The 23,664-nt window shown below is 59.8% G+C and carries 19 protein-coding genes; 1 reads left to right on the top strand and 18 read right to left on the bottom strand.

What is annotated here, in order from left to right; translation table 11 throughout:
* Nucleotides 1–19 precede the first annotated feature (19 nt).
* From HU718_RS03440 to msbA, 6 genes are all read right to left on the bottom strand, one after another.
* Nucleotides 20–706 carry a hypothetical protein gene (locus HU718_RS03440; protein WP_150707143.1) on the bottom strand — a complete coding sequence of 229 codons (687 nt, stop codon included), beginning with the start codon at nucleotides 704–706 and terminating at the stop codon, nucleotides 20–22.
* Nucleotides 707–1,681 carry a glycosyltransferase family protein gene (locus HU718_RS03435; RefSeq protein WP_150707142.1) on the bottom strand — a complete coding sequence of 325 codons (975 nt, stop codon included), beginning with the start codon at nucleotides 1,679–1,681 and terminating at the stop codon, nucleotides 707–709.
* Between the two features lie 130 nt (nucleotides 1,682–1,811).
* Complete coding sequence (hldE, locus tag HU718_RS03430; protein ID WP_093430139.1) at nucleotides 1,812–3,233, bottom strand: bifunctional D-glycero-beta-D-manno-heptose-7-phosphate kinase/D-glycero-beta-D-manno-heptose 1-phosphate adenylyltransferase HldE; 1,422 nt, start codon at nucleotides 3,231–3,233, stop codon at nucleotides 1,812–1,814.
* Nucleotides 3,234–3,297: 64 nt separating this feature from the next.
* Entirely contained in the window at nucleotides 3,298–4,698 is a 1,401-nt protein-coding gene (locus tag HU718_RS03425; RefSeq protein ID WP_150728886.1) for a PIG-L deacetylase family protein, read from the bottom strand.
* A gap of 4 nt (nucleotides 4,699–4,702) precedes the next feature.
* On the bottom strand, nucleotides 4,703–5,599 hold the full coding sequence (locus tag HU718_RS03420; protein ID WP_186612930.1) for a GNAT family N-acetyltransferase: 897 nt from the start codon (nucleotides 5,597–5,599) through the stop codon (nucleotides 4,703–4,705).
* The gene (gene msbA / locus HU718_RS03415; RefSeq protein WP_110719549.1) at nucleotides 5,593–7,413 is read right to left on the bottom strand and encodes a lipid A export permease/ATP-binding protein MsbA; all 1,821 of its coding nucleotides are present in this window, start codon (nucleotides 7,411–7,413) and stop codon (nucleotides 5,593–5,595) included. The genes HU718_RS03420 and msbA overlap by 7 nt, the downstream gene beginning before the upstream one ends.
* A 125-nt stretch (nucleotides 7,414–7,538) precedes the next feature.
* Between msbA and HU718_RS03410 the strand changes: the two genes are divergently transcribed.
* The gene (locus HU718_RS03410; protein WP_016985667.1) at nucleotides 7,539–8,192 is read left to right on the top strand and encodes a lipopolysaccharide kinase InaA family protein; all 654 of its coding nucleotides are present in this window, start codon (nucleotides 7,539–7,541) and stop codon (nucleotides 8,190–8,192) included.
* Nucleotides 8,193–8,195: 3 nt separating this feature from the next.
* Here the strand turns inward: HU718_RS03410 and HU718_RS03405 are convergent, their stop codons facing one another.
* The 12 genes from HU718_RS03405 to glnE all read right to left on the bottom strand — a co-directional run bounded on the left by HU718_RS03405 (nucleotide 8,196) and on the right by glnE (nucleotide 23,343).
* Nucleotides 8,196–9,635 (bottom strand): hypothetical protein, encoded by a 1,440-nt coding sequence (locus HU718_RS03405; protein ID WP_225936839.1) that lies wholly within the window; start codon nucleotides 9,633–9,635, stop codon nucleotides 8,196–8,198.
* A 76-nt stretch (nucleotides 9,636–9,711) separates the two neighbouring features.
* Nucleotides 9,712–10,620: a glycosyltransferase family 2 protein gene (locus tag HU718_RS03400; protein WP_150707139.1), complete on the bottom strand. Its 909-nt coding sequence runs from the start codon at nucleotides 10,618–10,620 to the stop codon at nucleotides 9,712–9,714.
* Nucleotides 10,613–12,367, bottom strand: a complete 1,755-nt coding sequence (locus HU718_RS03395) for a carbamoyltransferase family protein (protein ID WP_038360245.1) — start codon at nucleotides 12,365–12,367, stop codon at nucleotides 10,613–10,615. The genes HU718_RS03400 and HU718_RS03395 overlap by 8 nt, the downstream gene beginning before the upstream one ends.
* Nucleotides 12,368–12,538: 171 nt before the next feature.
* The gene (locus HU718_RS03390) at nucleotides 12,539–12,853 is read right to left on the bottom strand and encodes a YceK/YidQ family lipoprotein (RefSeq protein WP_176470086.1); all 315 of its coding nucleotides are present in this window, start codon (nucleotides 12,851–12,853) and stop codon (nucleotides 12,539–12,541) included.
* Between the two features lie 145 nt (nucleotides 12,854–12,998).
* The gene (locus HU718_RS03385; RefSeq protein WP_150707137.1) at nucleotides 12,999–14,450 is read right to left on the bottom strand and encodes a lipopolysaccharide kinase InaA family protein; all 1,452 of its coding nucleotides are present in this window, start codon (nucleotides 14,448–14,450) and stop codon (nucleotides 12,999–13,001) included.
* Complete coding sequence (locus HU718_RS03380; RefSeq protein WP_186612934.1) at nucleotides 14,450–15,202, bottom strand: lipopolysaccharide kinase InaA family protein; 753 nt, start codon at nucleotides 15,200–15,202, stop codon at nucleotides 14,450–14,452. The genes HU718_RS03385 and HU718_RS03380 overlap by 1 nt, the downstream gene beginning before the upstream one ends.
* Complete coding sequence (locus tag HU718_RS03375) at nucleotides 15,199–15,933, bottom strand: lipopolysaccharide kinase InaA family protein (protein WP_102899476.1); 735 nt, start codon at nucleotides 15,931–15,933, stop codon at nucleotides 15,199–15,201. The genes HU718_RS03380 and HU718_RS03375 overlap by 4 nt, the downstream gene beginning before the upstream one ends.
* On the bottom strand, nucleotides 15,933–16,739 hold the full coding sequence (gene rfaP / locus HU718_RS03370; protein ID WP_102899477.1) for a lipopolysaccharide core heptose(I) kinase RfaP: 807 nt from the start codon (nucleotides 16,737–16,739) through the stop codon (nucleotides 15,933–15,935). The genes HU718_RS03375 and rfaP overlap by 1 nt, the downstream gene beginning before the upstream one ends.
* Nucleotides 16,739–17,860, bottom strand: a complete 1,122-nt coding sequence (locus HU718_RS03365; RefSeq protein WP_186612936.1) for a glycosyltransferase family 4 protein — start codon at nucleotides 17,858–17,860, stop codon at nucleotides 16,739–16,741. Before HU718_RS03365 ends, rfaP begins: the two co-directional genes overlap by 1 nt.
* On the bottom strand, nucleotides 17,860–18,921 hold the full coding sequence (waaC, locus tag HU718_RS03360; protein WP_016985658.1) for a lipopolysaccharide heptosyltransferase I: 1,062 nt from the start codon (nucleotides 18,919–18,921) through the stop codon (nucleotides 17,860–17,862). The genes HU718_RS03365 and waaC overlap by 1 nt, the downstream gene beginning before the upstream one ends.
* 1 nt (nucleotide 18,922) lies before the next feature.
* A complete protein-coding gene (gene waaF, locus HU718_RS03355; RefSeq protein ID WP_186612938.1) occupies nucleotides 18,923–19,957 on the bottom strand; it encodes a lipopolysaccharide heptosyltransferase II in 1,035 nt (344 codons plus the stop codon).
* A 446-nt stretch (nucleotides 19,958–20,403) separates the two neighbouring features.
* A complete protein-coding gene (gene glnE, locus HU718_RS03350) occupies nucleotides 20,404–23,343 on the bottom strand; it encodes a bifunctional [glutamate--ammonia ligase]-adenylyl-L-tyrosine phosphorylase/[glutamate--ammonia-ligase] adenylyltransferase (RefSeq protein WP_186612940.1) in 2,940 nt (979 codons plus the stop codon).
* Nucleotides 23,344–23,664 lie beyond the last annotated feature (321 nt).

Raw genomic sequence — 23,664 nt, 5'->3', positions numbered from 1 at the left:
ACCGGACAGACGATGTCGCTTACTTCTGCCGAAACAGCTTTTGCCACCAGCGACGAGGTTGCAGCGGCACCACAATGATGTCCGACTTTTGCAGCCAGTCACGCTCATAGTCCCAGGCATGGCCGCCCCACAGTTTTCCTGCTTCGTTGGAAAACCCCAGAGTCATGAGCTGATAGGTATAACCGACATGGCCGCGCAACCAGTCGAACAACACCAGCGTGTTGAAACCGGTGGAAGGCCCGACGTAGCGCTTGCCCCCCGGCCGGTCGACCGGGTAGTTCCACAGCGGCGGCAATGGAATGCGATCCCAGTACATTGTCACACGTGGCAACGGACACATGGGTGCGGCGCAGCCCACCAGCATGCTGAAACAACGTTCGCTCGCCTGTTCGAACATCTGCTGTACCGGCTGCGCGTAAGGCAGACCAAAAAAATACGCGTCCGGCGCGTTGTAGCCATGCACGAAAACATTGACGCTGTGCTCGTTGAGCAGCGCTGCCTTGATGCAGGTATTGAAGCTGACGACGACGTCATCGACGCCAATGTTCAACGCCTGAAAGTCCATCGCGGTGATGGCTGGGTTGTTGGCAATCAGCACGACCCGAGGCGCACGGCTCAGACAGTCGAGAAGCTCTGTGGGTAAAGCACCCAGTACGGACTGATCACCACCGGGCAGCGCATCCAGCGCCATGTGTTCGTCCTTCATTCAGACCGGCACCTTCATCCCGTAACGCAACTTCACCCAGAATCGCGTGAACGCCGAGGGCGGCTGCCACGGGCGCATCTCACGCTGGATTTCCGTGGCCAGTGCCTGACCGACACGGGCAAAGGAATAGCGGCTTTGCGCGAACTCCTGGCCGTTGCGGGCAATGCGCTCGGCCAGTTCCGGATCGCTTTGCAGCAGCTTGATCTTTTCCACCGCCTCTTCTTCGCTGCGATAGAACACGGTGTTGTGCATGTCTTCAAAGCCGAGCAAGCGGTCTTCTTCGCCCTGACTCCAGGCCAGCAGCACACAGCCGCAGGCCATGGCCTCGTAGTTCTTGATCATGAACTCGTTCATGCCGATGTCGGCACTGACGAAAATCCTGATGCGATTGAGCGTCTGCAGATATTCCGCGCCCGACTTGGTGCGGGTCACCAGCATCCCGGTACGCCTGGAGAGCGACTCGAGCATGGCTTTGCGCTCGGCATACTCGGTGCTTTTCAGGCTGCCAAGAAAGCCGATCGGAATGTCCCGCTCAACGCCGGTGTTGTACAGCATCTGCTCGTCATAACCTTTGGAGACGAACACTGTGTCGATGCCTTCCGCGAGCATCTTGCGCGCGACAACGGCACCCGACACCAGTGCCCGACAGCTCGGCAGGCGGCTGTACAGACGTGAATACACGCCACGGTATTTACTGGCAGGCATGTAGTTCTGGTACGCATCGTGTTCGAGAAAGACCAGCCCGGGAATGCACTTGAGCACGCGCAATTGCGGGGCCAGGCGCTTGACCCGAGAGAAGATCACCACACGATCGAAGGTTTGATAATCGACCGAGGCCAAAAACGGCCCCAGGTTCATCTGTTGCTGCTTGCTCAGCCGATAGATGAAACACTCATCACAGTTCTGCTGCACGATGTCGTAGAGCCGGTCAAGAATGACCCGCTGCTCGTCCATCACCAGGAGCATGACTTTCATAGATTAATCGACCACGCGACGTAGGCAGGCAAGCGCATCGGATTCAAACCTGCCAACATCAACGGAAACGGTTAGATCCCCAAGGCAAAATCCGTTCACACGCAGTACACAACGGTAAAAATTCATCTGATCAACGACTGCGAATCTTCTCGACAATCGCAGTTGTCGAGCTGTTTTCGACAAGTCCCAAGACCTTAACCGTACCGCCATAAGCGGTAACGATATCAGCGCCGACCACCTGATCGATGCCGTAGTCGCCGCCCTTGACCAGCACGTCCGGTTTGACCTCGCGCAGCAGGTTTTCCGGGGTACCCTCAGGGAAACTGATCACCCAGTCCACCGCGCCAAGGCCGGCGAGAACCGCCATGCGCCGGTCAACACTGTTGATCGGGCGACCCGGCCCTTTCAGGCGGCTGACCGAAGCATCGTCGTTGACCGCGACAATCAGACGATCGCCCTGTGCCCGCGCCTGCTCCAGATAGGTCACATGCCCGGCGTGCAGGATGTCGAAGCAGCCGTTGGTGAAGACAATCTTCTCGTTGTGCGCCCGAGCATCGGCCACGGCGAGCAGCAGCTGTTCAAGACCCAGAACACCGCGCTCGGATCCTTCTTCACGCTGGATGGCGCGACGCAATTCCGGGGCACTGATGGCGGCTGTACCGAGTTTGCCAACCACGATGCCTGCTGCCAGGTTGGCCAGCGCCACCGCGTGAGGCAGATCCTCACCTGCAGCAATGGCTGCCGCAAGGGTGGAAATCACCGTATCACCGGCACCGGTGACATCGAATACTTCACGGGCTCGGGCCGGCAGGTGCAACGCGGGTTGATCAGGGCGCAGCAAAGTCATGCCGTGTTCGCCGCGTGTCACCAGCAGTGCACCAAGCTCGAGGTCATGCATCAGGGCGGCGCCCTTGCTCACTAACTCATGCTCATCGACGCAACCGCCGACGATGGCTTCGAATTCGCTGAGGTTCGGCGTGATCAGGCTGGCGCCACGATAGATCGAGAAATCCTTGCCCTTCGGGTCGGCCAGCACCGGGATGTTCTTCGCGCGGGCAGCCTGGATCAACGCCTGATGGTTTTTCAGGGCGCCTTTGCCGTAATCGGAAAGCACCAGCACCTTGATGCCTTCGAGCAGGTCGTCGACCTGCGAGCCGAGGGCCAGAGCGTCGGTGGCGAACGGTTCTTCAAAGTCGATCCGCAGCAGTTGCTGGTGCCGGCTCATGACCCGCAGCTTGACGATGGTTGGCTGGTGCGCGATGCGCTGGAACAGGGCGCGTACGCCCGCGCCTTTGAGACTGTTGCTCAGGCTGTCGGCGGCTTCGTCATCGCCGGTCACACCGACCAGCGACGCCGGCGCACCCAGCGCGGCAATGTTCAAGGCAACGTTCGCGGCACCGCCCGGACGATCTTCGATCTGCTCGACCTTAACGACCGGCACCGGCGCCTCAGGGGAAATCCGTGAGGTTCCGCCATGCCAGTAACGGTCGAGCATGACATCGCCGACTACCAAGACCGGGGCTTGATCGAAACGCGGCATGGACAACTTCATGGAGCAACCCACATACAAAATGAACAGGGGCGCGATATTAACACAGGGTAAAGCGCCGTCCGCCTCAATCTGAAAGGTCGCGTACCCAGAACAATTCATGACGCCGGACCGCTTTGCGGAAAAACTCGTTACTGCCTGTTGCAGGCCAGCGACGACCCGCCAGGCCTTGCTGGATCCAGCGGCGCAATTGCCGTTTGAACACTTGCTCGCCCTGCAGATCGTGCTCCATCGCCAGGGCCATGGCTTTGTCCAGTTGCACGTCTGCCGACAACAGCGGGCTCCACAACCGGTCGGCCGGCAATGGCTCGATAGCAGGCGGCAGCGCGATACCGGCACCGGCAGGGCCCATCGGCCAGCGATCGTTGTCGTGCAGGTGATTGGCGTACATCAGCAGGGTTGTCGGTTTCCAGCTACTCAGCGCGATAGCCTCAAGCAACGCCTGGGTCGAGGCTACGTGATCGCTGTGAGGATCGAGCTCAGGATGGGGCGTCACCACCACTTCTGGACGAAAGTGCTCAAGCAGGGCCTTCAGGTCGCCCAGCAGATTTTGCCAGGTCGGCTGCCCATCGATGTCGGCGGGCAGGGTCAACGGATTGTGCCGGCGCACACTGCGCACGTCGTTTTCCTGCGACTCACGGGAGCCGAACACCTGGGAAGGTTCTGCGGCCATCGAAGGCAGTTGCAGGCAGTAATAACCCAATTGCACGCAGCGCTCGGCAGGCACACCGCCCCACAACGGGATCACCAGACTGTCCCAACTGCGCAAACGGCCCTTCAATCGCGCGGCTGCGGCTTGATCAAGGCCCAGACGCTGCAAGTCTTCAGCCTCGATCTCGCCTTGGGTCAGGGTGACGATGCTGACCTCTTCGCATCGGCTGTAAAGGCCAAAGGCAGCGAGTTCGGCATCGTCGGCATGGGGAGCGATGACCATCACCCGCTGGCGGCTGTAGTCAGGGTTGGCCATGACCCACAACACACCCGTCGCCGCCGGCGTGCAATATCGACCACGCAGTGCCAGAGCACCTTGCATCAACGCATTGCCCTGCCCGGACAGATTAATGAAACGCCGGCCCCTGACGCCACGCTCGAGGTCCTGGCGATCATCGCCCACCTCAACGTGGGGATCGAACCAACGACCCAGCCAGGTGGACTTCACTTCAAGCTCGAGCACCAGCGTCTCGCCCTGCGCCAGCGGCTCGCTCAGGCGCACTACGCCGCCCTCAAGGCTCACGGCCTGCCGCGCGGTTTGCGCCGGGAAGTTGTATTGATAGTCGTCGCCAGACCGGTAGAACAAATGGTCGGCGAACCAGGCCTCGTGAGCGACCCAGGCCAGCACCAGCAACAGCGGCACCAGCCACCAGGCAATCAGCACGCCAATCAGCAACAGCGCCAGCACAAAGGCGATCAGGAACAGACGCTTGTTGCGTCGATGGGCTTTGAGCAGCTGTTGCTTGCGAGCACTCATGAATTCAGACCTTGTAGACCGGCACCGTGTGGCACCAGCGATCCTTGTACTCACGGTCGGCACGACCGAATGAATAGCGCAGAGGCTTGCCCAGCGCTTGCGCGTGCGCCCAGGCCTCTTGGGTGTTGACGAAACTCAGCACACTGCCGGGACTGAACTCGCGGCTCTGCGGGTCGACGCCACCGTTGATGTACTCCAGCGAAACCCATTGCGGGGCCTCGACGCGGTACAGCACCTGAATGGCCACCGGTGCCGAATCGAGCATCGCCACGGAACCGGTCATGAACTCGCGCAGCAAGGTAAAGACCTCAACCAGCCCGGCCTTGCCCGGCACCTCGAAGCCCCAGCGGCGCTGAAACAGATCGCCGTACGCGGCGGCCTGTTCCTGTGGCGTGAAGTCGGACATCGGCACCAGCGATCCGCCCGCCTCTTCCAGCAGACGCTGCTCGCGACGCTGGTTGTAGCGGAACTTCTTCGAATATTCTTCTGGCAGCCGGGCCAGAGCCAGGCCTTCGGGCTGTGGCGACAACGTGCTGATCTGCTCGGCATTGAGCTGGGATACATAAGCCATGCGCTGGCGCACGGGGACGACGACTTCGGCAGCAATCGGCAGGATGATTTCCGCATTGCCCATGTCCAGCAAGCCACGCTTGCCCTCACGCTTGAGCACTTCCTTGGACAAGGCGACATGACGGCCCCAGCAAGGAATGGCGGCCACTACCTCATCGCCAACGACCCAGCCCAGATAACGCAGTTCGATACCTACAAACGTCGACAGTCGTTCGACCACATCAGGATGCGTTGCGAAGCTGCCACCGAAACGCTGCCAGGCCTGAGCATAGGCAGCCTGGTCGATTTCGGTCCAGCCACGTTCACGAAAGCTGCGAAACACCGTCAGCATACGTTGGTCGCGTGGGCCGGCAGAGGCTCGTCCCCCTCTTCAAACTCTTTGGCGTGCAGGCGGGAGTAGTAGCCGTTCTGCTCCAGCAGCTGCGCGTGGGTGCCGCGCTCGACAATCCGGCCTTCATCCATGACCAGAATCAGGTCGGCTTTCTCGATAGTGCTCAAGCGGTGGGCGATCACCAGGGTCGTGCGGTTCTGCACCACATGATCCAGTGCCGCCTGAATGTGCCGCTCCGATTCGGTATCGAGGGCCGAAGTCGCCTCGTCGAGAATCAGCAGCGGAGCATCCTTGAGCAGGGCCCGGGCGATAGCAATGCGCTGGCGTTGACCGCCGGAGAGCAATACGCCGTTTTCGCCGACCAGGGTTTCGTAGCCTTGTGGCATCTTGGCGATGAACTCGTCGGCATAGGCCTCGCTGGCGGCTCGCTTGACCTCATCGAACGGCGCGCCGGCCAGATCGCCGTAAGCGATGTTGTTGGTCACCGTATCGTTGAACAGCGTGACCTGCTGGGTCACCAGAGCGATCTGGCGACGCAGGCTGTGCAAGGTAAAGTCCTGCACACGGACGCCATCGAGCAGAATCTCGCCCTGCTCATGCTGATAGAAGCGCGGAATAAGACCGGCAAGCGTCGACTTGCCGCTGCCCGAGCGTCCGACCAGCGCAACCATTTGTCCGGGTTCGACCACAAAACTGATGTCGTCGAGCACCTGTTTGTCGGTGTCCGGGTACTGAAAGCTGAGGTTACGCACTTCCAGGCGGCCTTCAAGACGATCATGCTCGACCGTGCCCTGATCCACTTCAGCCGGCTCGTCCAGTTGCTCGAAAATACTTTCGGCACCGGCCACACCCTTCTGAATGGTCGAGCTGACCTCCGAGAGCTGACGAATGGGTTTTGGCAACAAACCGGCCATGGTGATGTAGGCAACCAGATCACCCGGAGACGCATCGCCGCGAAGGTAGAGCACCAGGAACATGACCACGGCCATGGCACTGTAGGTCACCAGTTGCAGCATCGGCGTGTAGACCGCACCGGTCTTGGTCATCGTCAGTTGCTTGTCAGTGTTGCTCTGGCTGGCCTCGCGAAAGCGCGTCTTTTCATAGTGCTCGCCACCGAAGCTGCGTACGACGCGGTAACCATGAATGGTCTCGGAGGCGACGTGCGTGACATTGCCCATCGACACCTGGATCTTTTTGCTTTGCTTGCGGAATTTGCGGCTGGTGCTGTTCACCATGATGCCGATCACCGGAAGGATGGCCACCATTACCAGTGTGAGTTTCCAGTTCATCCACAACAGGGTGCAGAAGAGGAAAATCACGGTCATGCCTTCACGAATGACAACCTTGATCGCGTCTGTCGCCGCGCCGGTGACCATCGTCACGTTGAAGGTGATCCGCGAAATCAGGTGACCCGAGTTGTTTTTGTCGAAGAACCGGTTAGGCAACTCCAGCAACTTGTTGAACAGCACGACCCGCAGATCGTGTACCAGCCCCAGGGAAACCCGAGCCAGGAAGAAGTTGCCAAGGTACGAACCCACGCCCTGTAACAGCGCAATGAGCACAATCATCAGCGGCACGGTTTCGAGCAGCTGCAATTTGCCCAGATAAGGGTTGCCCGGGAACAGGCTGGCCTCAGGATTGGCCAGGCCATCGACGAAATACTTGAGGATGTAAGCGAGCATCGGTTGAGTCGATGCGAAGATCAGAAACCCGACGATGCTGAGAAGGAAGAGACCGGCATAAGGCCGCACGTAAGCCAAAAGGCGGAAATAGATCGCCAGCGTTGACTGGGCTTTCGGTTCAGGACTGCTCATGGTGATCCGCACAATTCAGTGAGGCGGGGATGATATCACACGCGTTTTTTCCCCGATAAACATGACTTCAAGCCAGCCCTTGACCAAGTCGGTTAAGATACGCCGCTAATGATGGGGAGCCCGATATGCAATCGATTGATCACAGCACTTACGAGGCACTGCGCGCCGGTGCACACGTACTGGAAGCCGACGGCTCCGGCGACAAGGTGCTCAGATTGGCCGATGGACGCATGCTCAAGCTGTTCCGGCGCAAACGCTTGCTCAGTTCGGCACTGTTCTACCCGTATGCGCAACGCTTTGCCGACAACACCCGGGCCCTCGAACAACGCGGCATCCTCTGCCCCGAAGTGATTGCGGTGTACCGTATCCCGAGCATTGAGCGCGACGGCGTGTATTACAGCCCACTGGCGGGCAATACCGTGCGCCAGTTACAAGGCACCAGCGAAGAGAGTGATTCACTGAGATTTCAACTGGGTGCGTATTTCGCTCAGTTGCACGAGAAAGGGGTGTACTTCCGGTCACTGCACTTTGGCAACGTCGTGCTGACGCCCGACAACCACCTGGGCCTGATCGATATCGCCGACCTGCGCTGCCAGAAGCGCGCACTCAGCGACAGTAAACGCCTGCGTAACTTCGCCCACTTGCTGCGCTACAAGGAAGACCGGCAATGGTTGCTTGGCCAGGACGCCGGCGATACGTTTATTGAAGGTTACCGGCAAGCGCTGCCGAGCAACCGGCAGGCCCCCCTGATCTCGCGCCTGCGCCCGTTGCTGGGCTGACCCCTAGCGGCCGATGACTACCACCGTGGCGCCTTTACGGTTGGCGAAATGCTCGATGATGCGCAACTGGTGCGCAACCAGCCACTCATTCAGCCACGGTTCCTCCCCTTTCGCCTCGATGACGAAATAGCGGTAGTCGCCGGCATGAGCCGCCGACATGGCCTCTTCCTGGGTCAGGACTGGCATCACGTAGCCGCGGCCGGCGTAATAGCTGATCCGACCGTCCTCGAAATAAGTCGGCGCGTCCGGCTCGACATGGGTGGACACCCAACGACCCGCCTCGACGTAGTGGGTTTTGCCGGCGCCGGAGGAAATGACGTTAGACAGCATCACCAGCAAGCCGACGATCACCAGCCACTTGCCCAAACGCGGAAACTCGCGAACAAACGCCGCCAGCCCCATCGCCAGCACCGGTACGAACAGCAGATTCAAAAAGCTCAGGTAGCGCGTATTCATGAACTGTTGCTTGATGAAAAACAGCACCAGCACCACCAGATACAGCAACGCCGCCCAGGCGAAGGGGCGATAGTCACGCCAGTAAACGCCCAACACGCCCCAGTTGCGACGCAGAACGAACGGAACGGCGAAAGGCCCCATCAACTTCACGAAACTGATGGTCATGGTCGCCAGAATGCCGAAGAAAATGATCCGCCCGGCCTCGTCCTGGGAATACTTGTTGATAAGCGAATTGGCAAACTGGTCGCACAACATCTGAAATGAAGACAGCACACCATGAGGTGCGATCATGTCCAGATAAAGCATTACGCGGGCGGACAGGAGCACACCCGACACCGAGACGGCCAGTAGCCCCAGAATCGGCAACAGTGAGTACTGAAAGAATTGCACGCGCCTGGCCGACGACCACAGATTGGGCAGTTGCCACAATGCCAACGCAGGCACCAGCAACAAGGCCTCGAGCCGGAACAAGGCCGCCGCGACAATTGCCAGATGAATCAAGGCCGCACGCAGCCAGCCGCCCCGAGCCTGCCAGCGCAGCGCCAGCCACAGCGTCAGCGTGCAGAAAAACCAGAAACCGCATTCACGAATGATGTCGTTGCGAAAAGCATTGACCGCCGGCATTGCCAGCACCACCAGGCAAGCCCAACGGGTGACGTGGGGAGAACGCTGGCGGACGCAGTCCACCATCAGCGCGCTGGTGCCGGCAAAGAACAGCCCACACCAGAGATAGGCACTCAACTCCAGAGGTAACCGCAGCACGGTATGCGTACCGGCCAGCAGAAAGGAGAACCATGGCCAATCGAAAGCTGCCCAGGCCACATTGGGCCCTTGCTCGGTAACTTGCTGCGCGATATCAATGTACAGCGCCGCATCTCGCCCGACTGTCGCAGTCCCCAGAACCGCAATCAGCGAGAGCAGGACACTGCCAGAAAATGCCAGCCAGACCGGGTATTCATCGATGATTCTGGAGACTCGAGTTGCCACTTTACTGCCCGTACCTTTCACCCAGTCACCTCATCGACACGCGTTACAAATTACGCGCCTGTTCATCACGAACCATCTACCGAAACAGTAGCCGCAAAGCTTTGCGAGTGTACGACCAACGCGAAAACGTGCGCCAGTCTGCACGCAATGCCTGAAAATAAAAGCCCTTGGCCAGAGCGTATTCGCCGTGGGAGTAACAGTCGCGAAAAAGGGACAGGCAGCGCTGCGCGAGAAATGCCTGACGCAGGTCGTGCATCTCTTGAGGCATGCGTTGACTGGAAAACACCTCACTCACGACCTGCTCCGTACCCGCAGCAAGGCTCTGGCGCAAATCATGACGCATGCTGTCGGCGTGCTTGTAGATCAGCGCCAGAGGCTTGTCCAGAACGCTGCAAGGAAAGCGCGCCAGCACTTGGGCAAACACCGGCAGATCCTCGACGTTGCGCAAGTGCTCAGGATAATTACCGGGCTGGAACACGTCCCGATGCATCGCGCAGGCGCCGTTGGATATCGACACGGTCTTGTCCAGCAGGTAGCCCTGCAAACATTGCCGGGCCGTCAACGGCAATGGCTTGACGGACTGCAAGCTGCGCCTGCCGTCGGCAAACACCGACCAGTGGGCGCCAATCACCATCCGGCTTTGCGGGTTGCTGACAATATGCTGTGAAAGCGCAGCCAGCGCGCCGGGCGCCATTTCGTCATCGGAATCGAGGAAAACCAGAAAACGCCCGTTCGTCTCCTCCAGCCCCCGATTGCGCACGGTAGACAAACCGCCATTGCTTTTACGTAACGCACGAAAACGCCCGCCATGCTTGAGCAGAAGCGTCTCCACCACCTCAGGCGTCTCGTCCGTCGACCCATCGTCGATGACCAGCAGATCCGCCGTCGCCTCATCCAACTGCGCCAACACCGACTCCACTGCACGGGGCAGGGTTCGCGCATAGTTGTAAACCGGAATGACGACGCTGATCAGTGTTTCAGTCAAGTTCGTATCCTTTTACACCCTCTTTTACGACCAGAATATCTTCCATGATCAGGTATTCCAGATCCGAGCCGAAAAACATGTTCAGCGCGTCGGTCGGCGAGCAGATCATCGGTTCGCCACGACGGTTGAGCGAGGTGTTCAGCGATACACCATTACCGGTCAGATTTTCCAGCGCTTTCATCATGTCGTAGTAGCGCGGGTTGTATTCGCGCTTGAGCACCTGGGCGCGCGAGGTGCCATCTTCGTGGACAACTTCCGGCACGCGGGTCTTCCACTCTTCAGCCACTTCGAAGGTGAAGGTCATGAACGGTGCCGGGTGATCGATCTTGATCATTTGCGGCGCAACGGTGTCGAGCATCGACGGGCAGAAAGGCCTCCAGCGCTCGCGGAACTTGATCTGGTGGTTGATCCGGTCAGCTACACCGGCAACGCTCGGGCAACCGATGATCGAACGACCACCCAGGGCACGCGGACCGAACTCCATGCGCCCCTGGAACCAGGCCACCGGATTGCCGTCGACCATGATCTTGGCGATCTCTTCAGGCATGTTGTCGAGCTTGCGCCAGGTCGGCTTGCTCTCGTGACGCGCGCAGGCGGCGATCACGTCTTCGTTGCTGTACGACGGGCCGAGGTAGACGTGTTCCATCTTCTCGACCGGCACGCCGCGGGCGTGCGAAACGTAGGCAGCGGCGCCGACCGCAGTACCGGCATCGCCGGACGCCGGCTGGACGAACAGCTCTTTGATGTCGTCGCGGGCGATGATTTTCTGGTTCAGCTTGACGTTCAACGCACAGCCACCGGCGAATGCCAGCTTGCCGGTTTCCTTGAGCACATCGCCCAGGTAATGGTCGATCATCTGCAACGCGAGTTTCTCGAACAGCGCTTGCATGCTCGCGGCGTAGTGGATGTACGGTTCGTCAGCGATATCGCCTTCGCGTTTCGGGCCCAGCCATTCGATCAGCTTCGGCGAGAAGTAGAAGCCTTTGCCCTTTTCTTTGTAGCGACGCAGGCCGATCACGTTGGCGTAGTCGGTGTTGATCACCAACTCACCGTTCTCGAACGAGGCCAGACGCGAGAAGTCGTACTTGCTGGCGTCGCCGTACGGCGCCATGCCCATGACCTTGAACTCACCGTCGAGCATCTCGAAACCGAGGAACTCGGTGATCGCACCGTACAGGCCGCCGAGGGAGTCCGGGTCGAAGAACTCCTTGATCTTGTGGATCTTGCCGTTTTCGCCATAGCCGAAAAAGGTCGTGGCGTACTCGCCCTTGCCGTCGATGCCGAGGATCGCGGTTTTCTCTTTGAAACCGGAGCAGTGGTAGGCGCTGGAGGCGTGAGCCAAGTGGTGCTCGACCGGCTCGATCTTGATCTTTTTCGGATCGAAACCCAATTGCTCCAGGCACCAGACGATCTTGTTGCGATAGCGCTTGTAGCGACGGTTACCCATCAGGATCGCATCGAGGGCGCGATCCGGCGCGTACCAGTAACGCTTGGCGTAGTGCCAGCGCGCCTTGCCGAACAGGCTGATCGGAGCAAATGGAATCGCAACCACGTCAACGTCGGACGGCTTGATGCCGGCCTGTTCAAGACAGAACTTCGCCGATTCGTAGGGCATGCGGTTCTTTGCATGCTTATCGCGTACGAAGCGCTCTTCTTCAGCCGCCGCCACCAGCTTGCCGTCGATGTACAAGGCTGCTGAAGGGTCATGGCTAAGGGCGCCGGACAGGCCAAGAATCGTCAATGCCACAGGGGTCTAGCCTCTTTAGTCTGCGTGCAGGCGCGATGCGCCTTGAAAATTGATGCGTCCTCGCACAGGGCGAGTGACAGCTAAAGGGCGGGATTATAGCGTAAACGAGAGGGGAATTACCCTGCGCGATTGCCCCAGGGTGAATGGTTTGGAGAAACCTTGCCCTGCGACTCAATAACCGCCCTTGCGCCAGTAAATACCAAGATTACCGTCGGTGACCTGACGATAAACCGTATAGGGCAGCGCTACTGTATCGAATACAGCGGACAATGGCAGGTCCAGCAGCACGAATGGCACAAGAAATCCGCTGGGATCAGGGGGCGCGTTCAATACGCAGAAGTCAAAGGCCAGACCACTGTAAATATGGGGGATGGATTGGCAGTAGGTTTTCTGCTTGCGCATGTCCCGAGCGACATCGGCATCGTCCTGCAGTACGGTCAGAACACTGCCACAGCCAACTAAAAGCCAGGAAATTGCACCCAACATTGCAACTTTTTTAATGATCAATATTTGCCCTCCAAGGTCGTTGGGCAAATTAGCATCGGGGCTGAACAGGGCACAGTTCATGGCTTCTGGAGAAGCTGTAGGACAAGTCGCTGAATCTTGTCCTCTATTGCTGTAGTGGTTTGACTCAGGCCGCGCTGGAGATTTCTTTGGGCAAACGCTGATCTATGACCTTGTACAGTGCACTGCTTTCCGGCCAGTTACGCATGAATCGCGCACGGTCACGGGCATAGGCCGGGGCGAAACTGCCGACGGATCCATGCTGACACATCGAGTCAAGATCGATCAGCGCCCAGCGATCCTGCTGCCAGAACAGATTATGCCCCTTGAAGTCGCCGTGGCTGATGCGCTCGTCAATCAATCTGACGAACAACTGATCCAGCGCCTGCAGTTCCGCTTCCGGTGCCTGACCATTTTCAACATACGGTGCAAAGCGCTCGATGATATCCGGCCCCGACAGGAACTCGGTCACCAGATACGCACGACTGCGCAGCCACAAGAAGCGCTTTTCCAGCACCGCCAGCGGCTTGGGCGTGGCGATCCCGAGGAACGCCAGGCGATTGCCTTCGCGCCACGAATGCCACGCCCGACTCGGCCGCCAGAAACGCTTGAGCCAATGCGCAAAGCCCTTGATGTTGTAGCGCTTGATCACCAGCGTGCGCGCACCGGCCTGAACCTTGCCGACGCTCGCCGCACCACCGGTCTTGTACAGATGGCCCTGCTCTAGCAACGCATCGGCTTGCTCCAGTACCGGCAGCATGGCTGATTCTTCTTCGCGACGGATCGCGCGCAAAGCGAACGCTCCACGCTGCACACTGAACAGCGTGCACTCGCGACCGACCTTGATCAGGAAGTCTTTCAAACGCCAGCGACGCACCTTGTCGATCTGTTTCTGCAAGGCTTCCAGCGGCAAAGCGTGCTCGCTATTGCTCAACAGGTAATACACCAGCAGTTCTTCGATAAAGGGTTCCAGCGCCTTGGGCAATTGGGCGAAAAACACCCCGAGATTTTCCAGGACTTTTTGTCGCGATAGCGGCTGGCCGGCGCTTTCTGCGCAGATCCCGGCACCGTCGATCAAGTACAACTGGCCGCCGTGACGCAGCAGATTGTCCAGATGGAGGTCTTCCTGCCAGAGCCCTTTGCCGTGCAACTGGCCAATGGCACCCAGCGCCTCGGCCAACACCGCCGATTGTTCATCGGCCAGCACCGGCAGCGACTCGACTTTCGCCCAGGCATCGCCAAGGCTTTCGGCACCCTCAAGGAAGTCGAACAGCAGCCAGCCACCTTCGCCATTCTGCAAGCCATCGGCCAGCAGCAGCGGCGTCGTCATACCTTGCGCCGCCAGCAGGCGCACGCCTTCCAACTCGCGCTGAAAATGCCGGGCAGCCTTGCCGCCCACCAGCAATTTGGCCAGCACCGGACGCCCGCGCCAGACACCGGCGCCAACGTAACGCTGCCCCGGCAGGACTCGCAGCAGGCTCAGCAATTGCAGATCCGCACTGCCAGCGGCATCGGCCAAAGTCACGGTCAGCGGCAGTTGCGGGGCTCGCCCGACACTGGCCAGCTCGGACAATTGCATCAGCGGGTCTCCTTGTGACTGCGGCGCGCGGTCAGCCGGGCGAGCCAGCTGTCGAGCAGCGAGCTATCGGCGGGCTGATCGAGATAAGCCGCGAGCAATTCACGCAGTTGCGCCTCGTTCCATTCCGGCGCGCGGCGTTGCAGCGGCTCCAGATCCTTGATCCGGTCACGCATGCCGAACAACAAAGGCCGGGTCTTTTCCAGGTCGATCAATTGCGCCTGATACCCGTCACCGGTGGCCCGCAGAAAAATATGCTTGGGGTAGAAGCAGCCGTGTACCTGATGCACACCGTGCAGATGCCGCGCCAGCAAGCCACAAGCCTTGAGGATGGTTGAATGCTGTGCAGCACTGAGCTGCGCCCAACGCTGCAGCAGCGATTCCAGATCGCTCCAGCCATCGAGCGCACGGGTCAGCAGGATCGCGCGGACTTCGCCATCAACCTTGCGCTCACCGAAAAACGCCGCTTGCAGCGCCGGAATACCGAGCTTGCGATAGCGACTGATATTGCGAAACTCACGGGCAAAGCTTGGCTCGCCGAAAGGTGCGTGCAAGGTCCGCGTCAGGTAGTTGCTCTGGCGCTTGAGGTAATAACCCTGCCCTTCCAGGTCCAGACGGAAGACACTGCTCCAACCGCCACGGGCGGTATTGGGTTCGTCCACAGCCTCAAGCTGTTTCGTCCAAAGCGCGTCAAAAGTGCCGAGACCATGACGCTCAAGCAGCGCACGGTCCTCAGCAGCGAGAAAATCAGTCATTCGCGTCCCTCGAAAAATCTCACCACGTGCCGAATCCGTTTCTTGTCGGCGCTATCAAGCCGATCGCACTGGCGGTATTGCTTATAGAAGCGCAGGCGTTGGGTATTGGACAGGTGGTATTTGGCGAGTTTATCGAGACAGGCCAGATCCTTGGTGATCCGATACTTGAGCCAGAAGCCGCGCCAGAACTCGCCGTTAGGGCAATCGATCAGAAATATCCGCGCCTGATCATCGATCAACAGGTTGCGCCATTTCAGATCGTTATGGGTAAATCGGTGATCATGCATCGTCCGGGTATAACCGGCCAGTTGCCGGCTGACGTCGTCAACCCAGGCGCGATCCTTGAGTTTCGGATCCTTGCGCTCGGCGAGCGCCGAAAGGTCTTCGGTGTTGGGCAATTCGCGCGTGATCATGGCACCACGATCATAGGCCGCACCGCGTCGCTCCAGGCCCCAGGCCACCACCTCAGCCGTGGGAATCCCCCACTTGGCGAAGCGCTTGAGGTTCTGCCATTCCATCTTCACTCGCGGCTTGCCGAGGTAGCGGCGCAAGCCTTTACCGGCGCCGACATAGCGTTTGACGTAATAGTTGACGCCGTTGCGCTGCACGCGAATCACTTCCGACAGCGGGTCACGGGTCAGGCGCTCGCCCTGCAACGCAAATACCGCTTCGAGGCTGCCGAAATCTTCGGCGAGCTCACTGTATTGCGGCTCAAGAGTCCAACCCGCCATCAGAGCGCATCCCCGTAACGCTGTTTACGCGCGTAGAGCTTGTTGGCCTTGCCTTCCAGCCAGTTCAGCAGCGGCGCTTCCTCAGCCAGAATCTGGCGCAGCGGTTGCTGGAAATAGCCTTTGAGGAAACGCAGTTTGTCGCGGCGGGTCAGGCCGATGTCCAGCGCGGAGAAATACAGCGCCGCCAGATCCTTGTTGCGCCAGCGCTGAGTGATCTTCGCGCGGGTCTGGGCACGGTGCAGGTCGATCACCGAGAGTTTGAAATCTTCCGGCGTCACCGGTTTATCGGTGTGCAACAGGAAGTGGCAGATGTAGCAGTCGCGGTGATTGACGCCGGCGCGGTGCATCATGCCGGTCATGCGTGCGACTTCAGCGATCAGCGCACGCTTGAGTTTTGGCTCCGGCGGCTGCTTGACCCAGTCGATGCTGAAGTCTTCCAGGCTGATGGTCGGCGCCAGCTCTTCGGTGACAATGAACGAGTGCTGATCCGCCGGATTGCTGCCCTTCTCGCCGTACGCAACGGCGGTCATGGTTGGCACGCCGACTTCCTGCAGACGCTGGATAGCCTTCCACTCCTGGCCTGCGCCGAGTACCGGCAGCTTGGCGGTCAGCAGGTTTTTGAAGATTTCGCCCCAGCCGATGCCACGGTGGATCTTGACGAAAAATCCGTTACCGTCGACTTCCGTGCGCAGTGTCCGGCGTGCTTCCAGCTCGCGGTATACCTCGCCCTGCAAGCCTTCGACCTCGGCGAACGGATCGCGCCCGGCCCAAAGGCTTTTGAACGGTTCAGCCAGCATCAACTTCATTAAGCGTGCTCCGCCAGAATCACATCGGCCGCGTGCTGCGGCATGCTGTAGAGGTCGGCCGTCTCGGCGAAGGCCAGACCATTGCGGCTCCAGGCCGCGCGTGCAGCGTCATCATTCAACATTTCAGTCAGGTATTGCGTCAGCTGCGCCTGATCGAACGGCTCGTCCAGCACTCGCCCGGCATCGGCCTCGGCAATGTAATGGGCATAACCGCAGACCGCGCTGACCAGCACCGGCAAACCGGCAACCAGCGCTTCGAGCAACACCGTACCGGTGTTTTCGTTATACGCCGGATGGATCAACAGGTCGGCGCCGAGCAGGAAACGCGGGATATCGCTGCGCCCTTTCAGGAACGTGACGTTATCGCCCAGACCCAAAGTGGCGCTCTGCATCTGGAATAATTTGGGGTCATCCTGGCCGATTACAAACAATCGAGTGCGTTTCTTCAGCTCAGCGGGCAATGCCGCCAGCGCTTTCAGGCTGCGATCAACGCCTTTGGTCTTGAAGCCGGAGCCGATCTGCACCAGCAGCAGTTCGTCATCCTTGAGATTGAATTCAGCGCGGAAACCGGCGCGGATTTCATCAGCATCCGCGGGACGCCGACGATCCTGGGCAATGCCCGGTGGCAGCAGGTGGAAACGCTCCAGCGGCGTGTCGTAATGCTTGATGAACAGCGGCTGCTGCACTTCCGAAATCATCAACACTTCGGTCTTCGCGTCTTTGGCGAACACCGCGCGCTCGTACTCGGCGAAGTGGCGATAGCGGCCCCAGCGGCGGTACAGCGAATTGCGCAGGTTCTGCGCCTTGTCTTCGAAGCAACCGTCGGCAGCGTAGTAAACGTCCAGACCCGGCATCTTGTTGAAGCCGATCAGGCGATCAACCGGGCGCTTGGCCAGATCCGCTTCCATCCAGGCGCTGAGCTTTTCGTTGCGGCGATGATTGAAGAACGCCTTGACCGGCGCCACCAGCACTTCGAAACCGGGCGGCACGTCGCCTTCCCAGATCAGTGTGTAGACGCGAATCTGGTGCCCGCGTTTCTGGCATTCGAGGGCGATGCGCATGAAGTCGCGCTGCAAACCACCAAACGGGAAATATTTGTACAGGACGAATGCCAATTGCATCAGCGCAGCTCCTCAGCCATTAACAACGTGCTCAGTCGGCTGGCGACACGCTCGGGGTTCAGACGCGTGAAGCACAGAGGCTGTTCACGCTTCAGGTCAAACTGACGGGCATCCTGCGCGGTCGGTTGATAGGTACATTTCTTTTGCAGGCACGGCGCGCACGGGAAATCGCTGGCCAGGTGAATCTGCAACTTGCCGTAAGCGCCGGTCAGGCCCGGGTTGGTCGGGCCGAACAGCGAAATGGTCGGCACATCCAGCGCCGCGGCCAAGTGGCCGAGACCGGTGTCCACCGCGACGCAGGCTTGCGCACCGGCGAGGACTTTGCCGACGCCGGCCAGATTGAGCTTTGGCAGCACTTCGGCATGTTTGAAGCCGGCAGCGATACGCTCGGCACGGGCCTTTTCCTGCGGGTTGCCCCACGGCAGCTTGACGCCGACGCCGAGATAACCGACGCGTTCGGTCAGCTCACGCCAGTAACTTTCCGGCCAGTGTTTGGTGTCCCAGGTGGTGCCGTGGAGGAACACCACAAAGGCGTTTTTGCGCGGCAACTCGACCAGACGCTCGACGTTCAGACCGTAATCGCCCAGGCCTTTGGGCAAGTCGTAACCGAGGGCGATGGCGAACAACTGCCGCACCCGCTCGACGGCGTGCTGACCACGGGCCACAGCCAGTTTGCGATCATAGAAACGCGAAGCCATCGGCTCGCGGGCCGAACCTTTGTCGAGTCCGGCCACCGGCGCTTTGACATAACGGGTCAGCCAGGCACTTTTCAGCAGCCCCTGAGCGTCGATGACCAAATCGTATTTGTTCGCGCGCACGCTTTGCTTGAAGCGTTTCCATTCGCCACTGGTGATGGTTTTCCAGATGTTTTTGCGCCAGCGGCGGATCGCCACCGGAATCACCTTGCCAACGGCCGGGTGCCAGGTCGGGATCTCGGCGAAGCCTTCTTCCACGACCCAGTCGAATTTGATCCCGGGAATGGCACGGGCGGCGTCGGTCAGCGCCGGCAACGCATGAATCACGTCGCCCAGCGATGAAGTCTTGATCAGCAATACCCGCAACTTAATGAACCTCGACCACAGAGCCCTGCAATTTCTGCAAGGCATCGTTGACGGCGTCCGGCATCAGCTGGCGCAGGCAGTTGTAATGGCCGAAACGGCAGGTACGGTCGAAGCACGGGCTGCAATCGAGGCCCAGACGGACCACTTCAACGTGCTCGGCCAGCGGCGGAGTGAAACCCGGCGAGGTCGAGCCGTAGACGGCGACCAGTGGGCGGTTCAGCGCGGCGGCAACGTGCATCAGACCGGAATCGTTGGAGACCACCGCGTCAGCGCAGGACATCAAGTCGATGGCCTCGGCCAGCGAAGTGCCGCCGCTGAGGTTGACCGATTCTTCACGCAGGCCCGGGATCAACCGCGCGCGGATGTCTTCGCCGACCGAGTGATCGTTTTTCGAACCGAACAGCCACACCTGCCAGCCTTCGCGAATACGTGCTTCGGCGACTTTGGCGTAATGCTCGGACGGCCAGCGTTTGGACTCGCCGAATTCGGCGCCGGGGCATAGAGCCAACACCGGGCGATCAAGGCTCAGGCCGAACTTGGCCAGCGCCGCTTCGCGGGTGACCGGATCGATTTGCAGGCTCGGGCGCGGATACGGCTTCGGCAGCTCGGCCTTGGCTTCATAGGCCAGGGCCATGAAGCGCTCGATCATCAGCGGATAGCGTTCTTTATCGAGGGTACGCACGTCGTTGAGCAGACCATAGCGGAACTCGCCACGCCAGCCGGTGCGTTTCGGGATGCCAGCGAAAAACGGCACCAGCGCCGACTTCAGCGAGTTGGGCAGCAGGATCGCCTGGTCGTACTGACCGCGCAGGGATTTGCCGATGCGCCGACGCGTCGCCAGTTCCAACGCGCCGTGGCCGAGCGGGAAGCTCAAGGCCTTGCGCACTTCAGGCATGCGCTCAAGGATCGGCCGGCTCCACTCGGGGGCCAGCACGTCGATTTCGCACTGTGGGTGGCGCTGCTTGAGACACTGAAACAGTGTCTGCGCCATCACCATGTCACCGACCCAACTGGGCCCAACGATCAAAATATTCATGTGGTTTCCATAAACGAACCGGGGAGGCATTTACGCCTCCCCGCCTCGATAATCACTGTGGGAACACCGGCGGCTTGCGATGGGTCATTACCTTCAACATTTCTGTCGACTGTTACTCCGCTATCGCGAGCAAGCTCGCTCCTACATGGTTTTGCATCTGTTCACATAACTGCGACTCACCGCAGATCCATTGTAGAAGTGAGCCTGCTCGCGATGGGGTTGTTACCTTCAACATGACTGTCGACTGTTACTCCGCTATCGCTGGCAAGCCAGCTCCCACAAGGTTTTGCACCTGTCCACATATCTGCGATTCACCGCAGATCACTGTGGGAGCGAGCCTGCTCGCGAAGGGGCCAGTACCTTCAACATCGATGTTGACTGACACTGCGCATTCGCGAGCAGGCTCGCTCCCACCTTTTGAATCTCATTGCCTGCATTGGCGTGCTTCAGCTTAGCCCCAACTCACGCCATATCCGCAAAACCTGCCGCCGCTCTTCGGCAAACTGGTCGCCCGATATCACCCCGGCGTCTTTCTGCAACGCCTGCCGGTGGGCGGCGGAGCGGTAGGCTTTATAGGCCTCACGCAGCAGACTGGCATCTTCGGCAGGCATCAGCCCTTCGTGCTCCAGCTCTTCCAGAATGCGGATGTTATCGGTCCAACGCAGCAGTGGCGGGTGGCTTTGCGACCACGCCAGAGCCGCGTATTGCACCATAAATTCAATATCGACGATACCACCGGCGTCCTGCTTGAGGTCGAACGGCGCCGTGGCGTCGAAGGCATTTGCCGCTGTACCGGCTGCGGTGCTCTTGGTGCCGAGGTTATCGCGCATCTTTGCGCGCATCTCGCTGACTTCCTGTTGCAGCTTGGCCAGATCGCGCGGTTTACCCAAGACCTGTGCGCGCACCTTCTCGAACGCCTGACCGACATCTTGACTGCCAACCAGCACTCGCGCCCGCACCAAAGCCTGATGCTCCCACGTCCAGGCTTCATTTTCCTGATAGCGGGCAAACGCGCCGAGCGAACTGACCAACAGCCCTGAAGCACCGGATGGGCGCAGACGCATGTCCACTTCGTAGAGCTGACCGGAGTTGGTCTGCGCCGTCAGCAGGTGAATGATCCGTTGCCCGAGCCGCGTGAAGAACTGCGCGCCATCGATCGACTTCGGTCCGTCGGTTTCCGCCTGCGGATCGCCGTCGTGGATAAACACCAGATCCAGGTCCGAACCATGCCCCAGTTCCAGGCCGCCGACCTTGCCATAACCGACAATGATGAAGCCGGGATCGCACAAGGTGCCGTCGGTGCGCAGCGGCGTGCCGTACTTGGCCACGGTCTGGCGCCAGGCCAGGGCCAGCACTTGCTCGAGAATCGCCTCGGCCAGCCAGGTCAGGTAATCGCTGACTTTCATCAGCGGCAGGCTGCCGGCAATTTCCGAGGCGGCGACACGCAAGCGGTGCGCCAGTTTGAAATGGCGCAGGGCTTCCATTTGTTGTTCGAGATCGTCTTCGGGAATCCGCGTCAGCCGCTCGCGCAATTCGGCGGCCAGTTCCGGCGCCAGCGGCGGCTTGAACAGGCGACCTTCGTTAAGCAATTCGTCGAGCAGCAGCGGGAAGCGCGTGATCTGTTCGGCAATCCACGGGCTCGCCGCGCACAGCGTCAGCAAGCGGCGCAGGGCGCCGGGATTTTCCGTCAGCAAGACCAGATACGCCGAACGCCGGGCGACCGCTTCAACCAGCGGCAGTACCCGCTCGAGCACCAGATCGGGATTGTTGTGCTCCACCGCCTGGGCAAGCAGACGCGGAATAAAGGCATCGAGACGCTCACGCCCCAACCGCTGCATCGCGCGCAATTGCGGGCTGCTGCGCAATCCGGCCAGCGCTTTCAGGGCTTTGCTCGCATCGGCAAAACCGCCCTCCTGCAACTGACGGCACGCCGCTTCTTCGTCCTGCGCCTCTTCCCACAGCGGCAGCCATTCACCGCCGACCACCACTTCACTTTCGGCGCCTTCATCCTCGTCGGGATCGGCAATCACCTGGGCGAAGTGCCAGGCCACACGGCCACGCCAGAACATCAGCTTCTCGTGAAAGGCGTCCCAGTCGGCGAAACCGAGCATAAAGGCAATACGCGCCTGATCCTGCGCACCATCCGGCAACATTTGGGTCTGGCGGTCGGCGATCGCCTGAATCGCGTGTTCGGTGTAACGCAGAAATTCGTAGCCCTCGCGCAACTCGCTGATCACTGCCGGCGGCAGGTAGCCCTGCCCCTCCAGCGTGCTCAACACCTTTAATAGAGGTCGCTGCTGCAGGCTCAGATCGCGGCCACCGTGGATCAACTGAAAGGCCTGAGCGATGAACTCAACCTCACGGATGCCACCGGAGCCCAGCTTGATATTCTCGGCCATGCCCTTGCGCCGCACTTCCTGCTGGATCAGCTGCTTCATGGTGCGCAGCGCTTCGATCGCCGAGAAGTCCAGGTAACGCCGGTAAACGAACGGCCGCAGCATGTCGAGCAACTGCGCGCCCGCGACCTGATCGCCGGCCACCACCCGCGCCTTGATCATCGCGTAGCGTTCCCAGTCACGGCCCTGATCCTGGTAATACTGCTCCAGCGCATTGAAGCTCAGCACCAGCGCGCCGGACGAGCCATATGGACGCAAGCGCATGTCGACGCGGAAGACGAAACCGTCGACGGTCATTGGGTCCAGCGCCTTGATCAGACGCTGGCCGAGACGAATAAAGAATTCCTGATTATCCAGCGAGCGCTTTACGCCAATTGTCTCCCCGCCCTCGGGGTAGGCGAAGATCAGATCAATATCTGAAGACAGGTTCAGCTCGACGGCGCCGAGCTTGCCCATGCCGAGAATGACCATTTGCTGCGGCTCACCGCTGCGGCGGCCGGTCGGCGTACCGAATTGTTCGCAATGGCGGCTGTACAACCATTGATAAGCCTGGTCGATGGTGGCGTCGGCCATGTCCGAGAGATCGCGGCAGGTCTGCACCAGATCGGCCTGACGGGTGAGATCGCGCCAGATGATCCGCACTTGATGGCGAGCGCGCTGGCGGCGCAAGGCGCGGCCGAGTTCATCTTCGGTTTGCGCGGCGTTCACTGCCGCAGCAATCTGCGCACACAATTCACCCGGCGCGAAGGCCCGGTCGAGTTCGCCGGACTGCACCAGCGTGAGCAACATCAAAGGGTCACGAACGCTCTGTTCAATGACGAATTCGCTGGCGGCGGTGACGCGGGCGAACTGCGCCCAGCGCTCTGGCGTCCAGTTCGCCAGGCCGTGATCGTCTTCCAGCGCGGCGACGGCCGTACGGAACGACTGCTCGGATCGAGTGACCAACGGCAGGAGAATGGCGGGCAGTTCGGCAAGCACGGGCAGGGTCATGGTCTATCCTTGATCGGCGTGTAAATGGCCGCTTGTAGTGATTGGTGAAAACCCGCTACCCGGAGGACTGTCGAACAAAAGTTAGAAATAGCTGAAATTTCTTTCTCTTTGGCAGCGAACATCAAAGTTTCACCTTTTTCGGATGGCAAAAGACCAACCTTAACGATTATTCTCACAACGCAGCCGGAGGCCACAAGCCATTCTTCTGTAGTTTTACTACTCGTCTATACATTCGAAAGGCTGAAATGCCGGAAGATTTGTAGTAAAACTACACGCCGCCGGAACAACCTATCGGCAATCCAAGAATTTTAAATCGTCTGC

Source organism: Pseudomonas tensinigenes (assembly GCF_014268445.2).
Taxonomy (GTDB): Bacteria; Pseudomonadota; Gammaproteobacteria; order Pseudomonadales; family Pseudomonadaceae; genus Aquipseudomonas; species Aquipseudomonas tensinigenes.
Note: the sequence above shows the minus strand (reverse complement) of the source record. Positions and strands in the feature narration are given on the sequence as shown.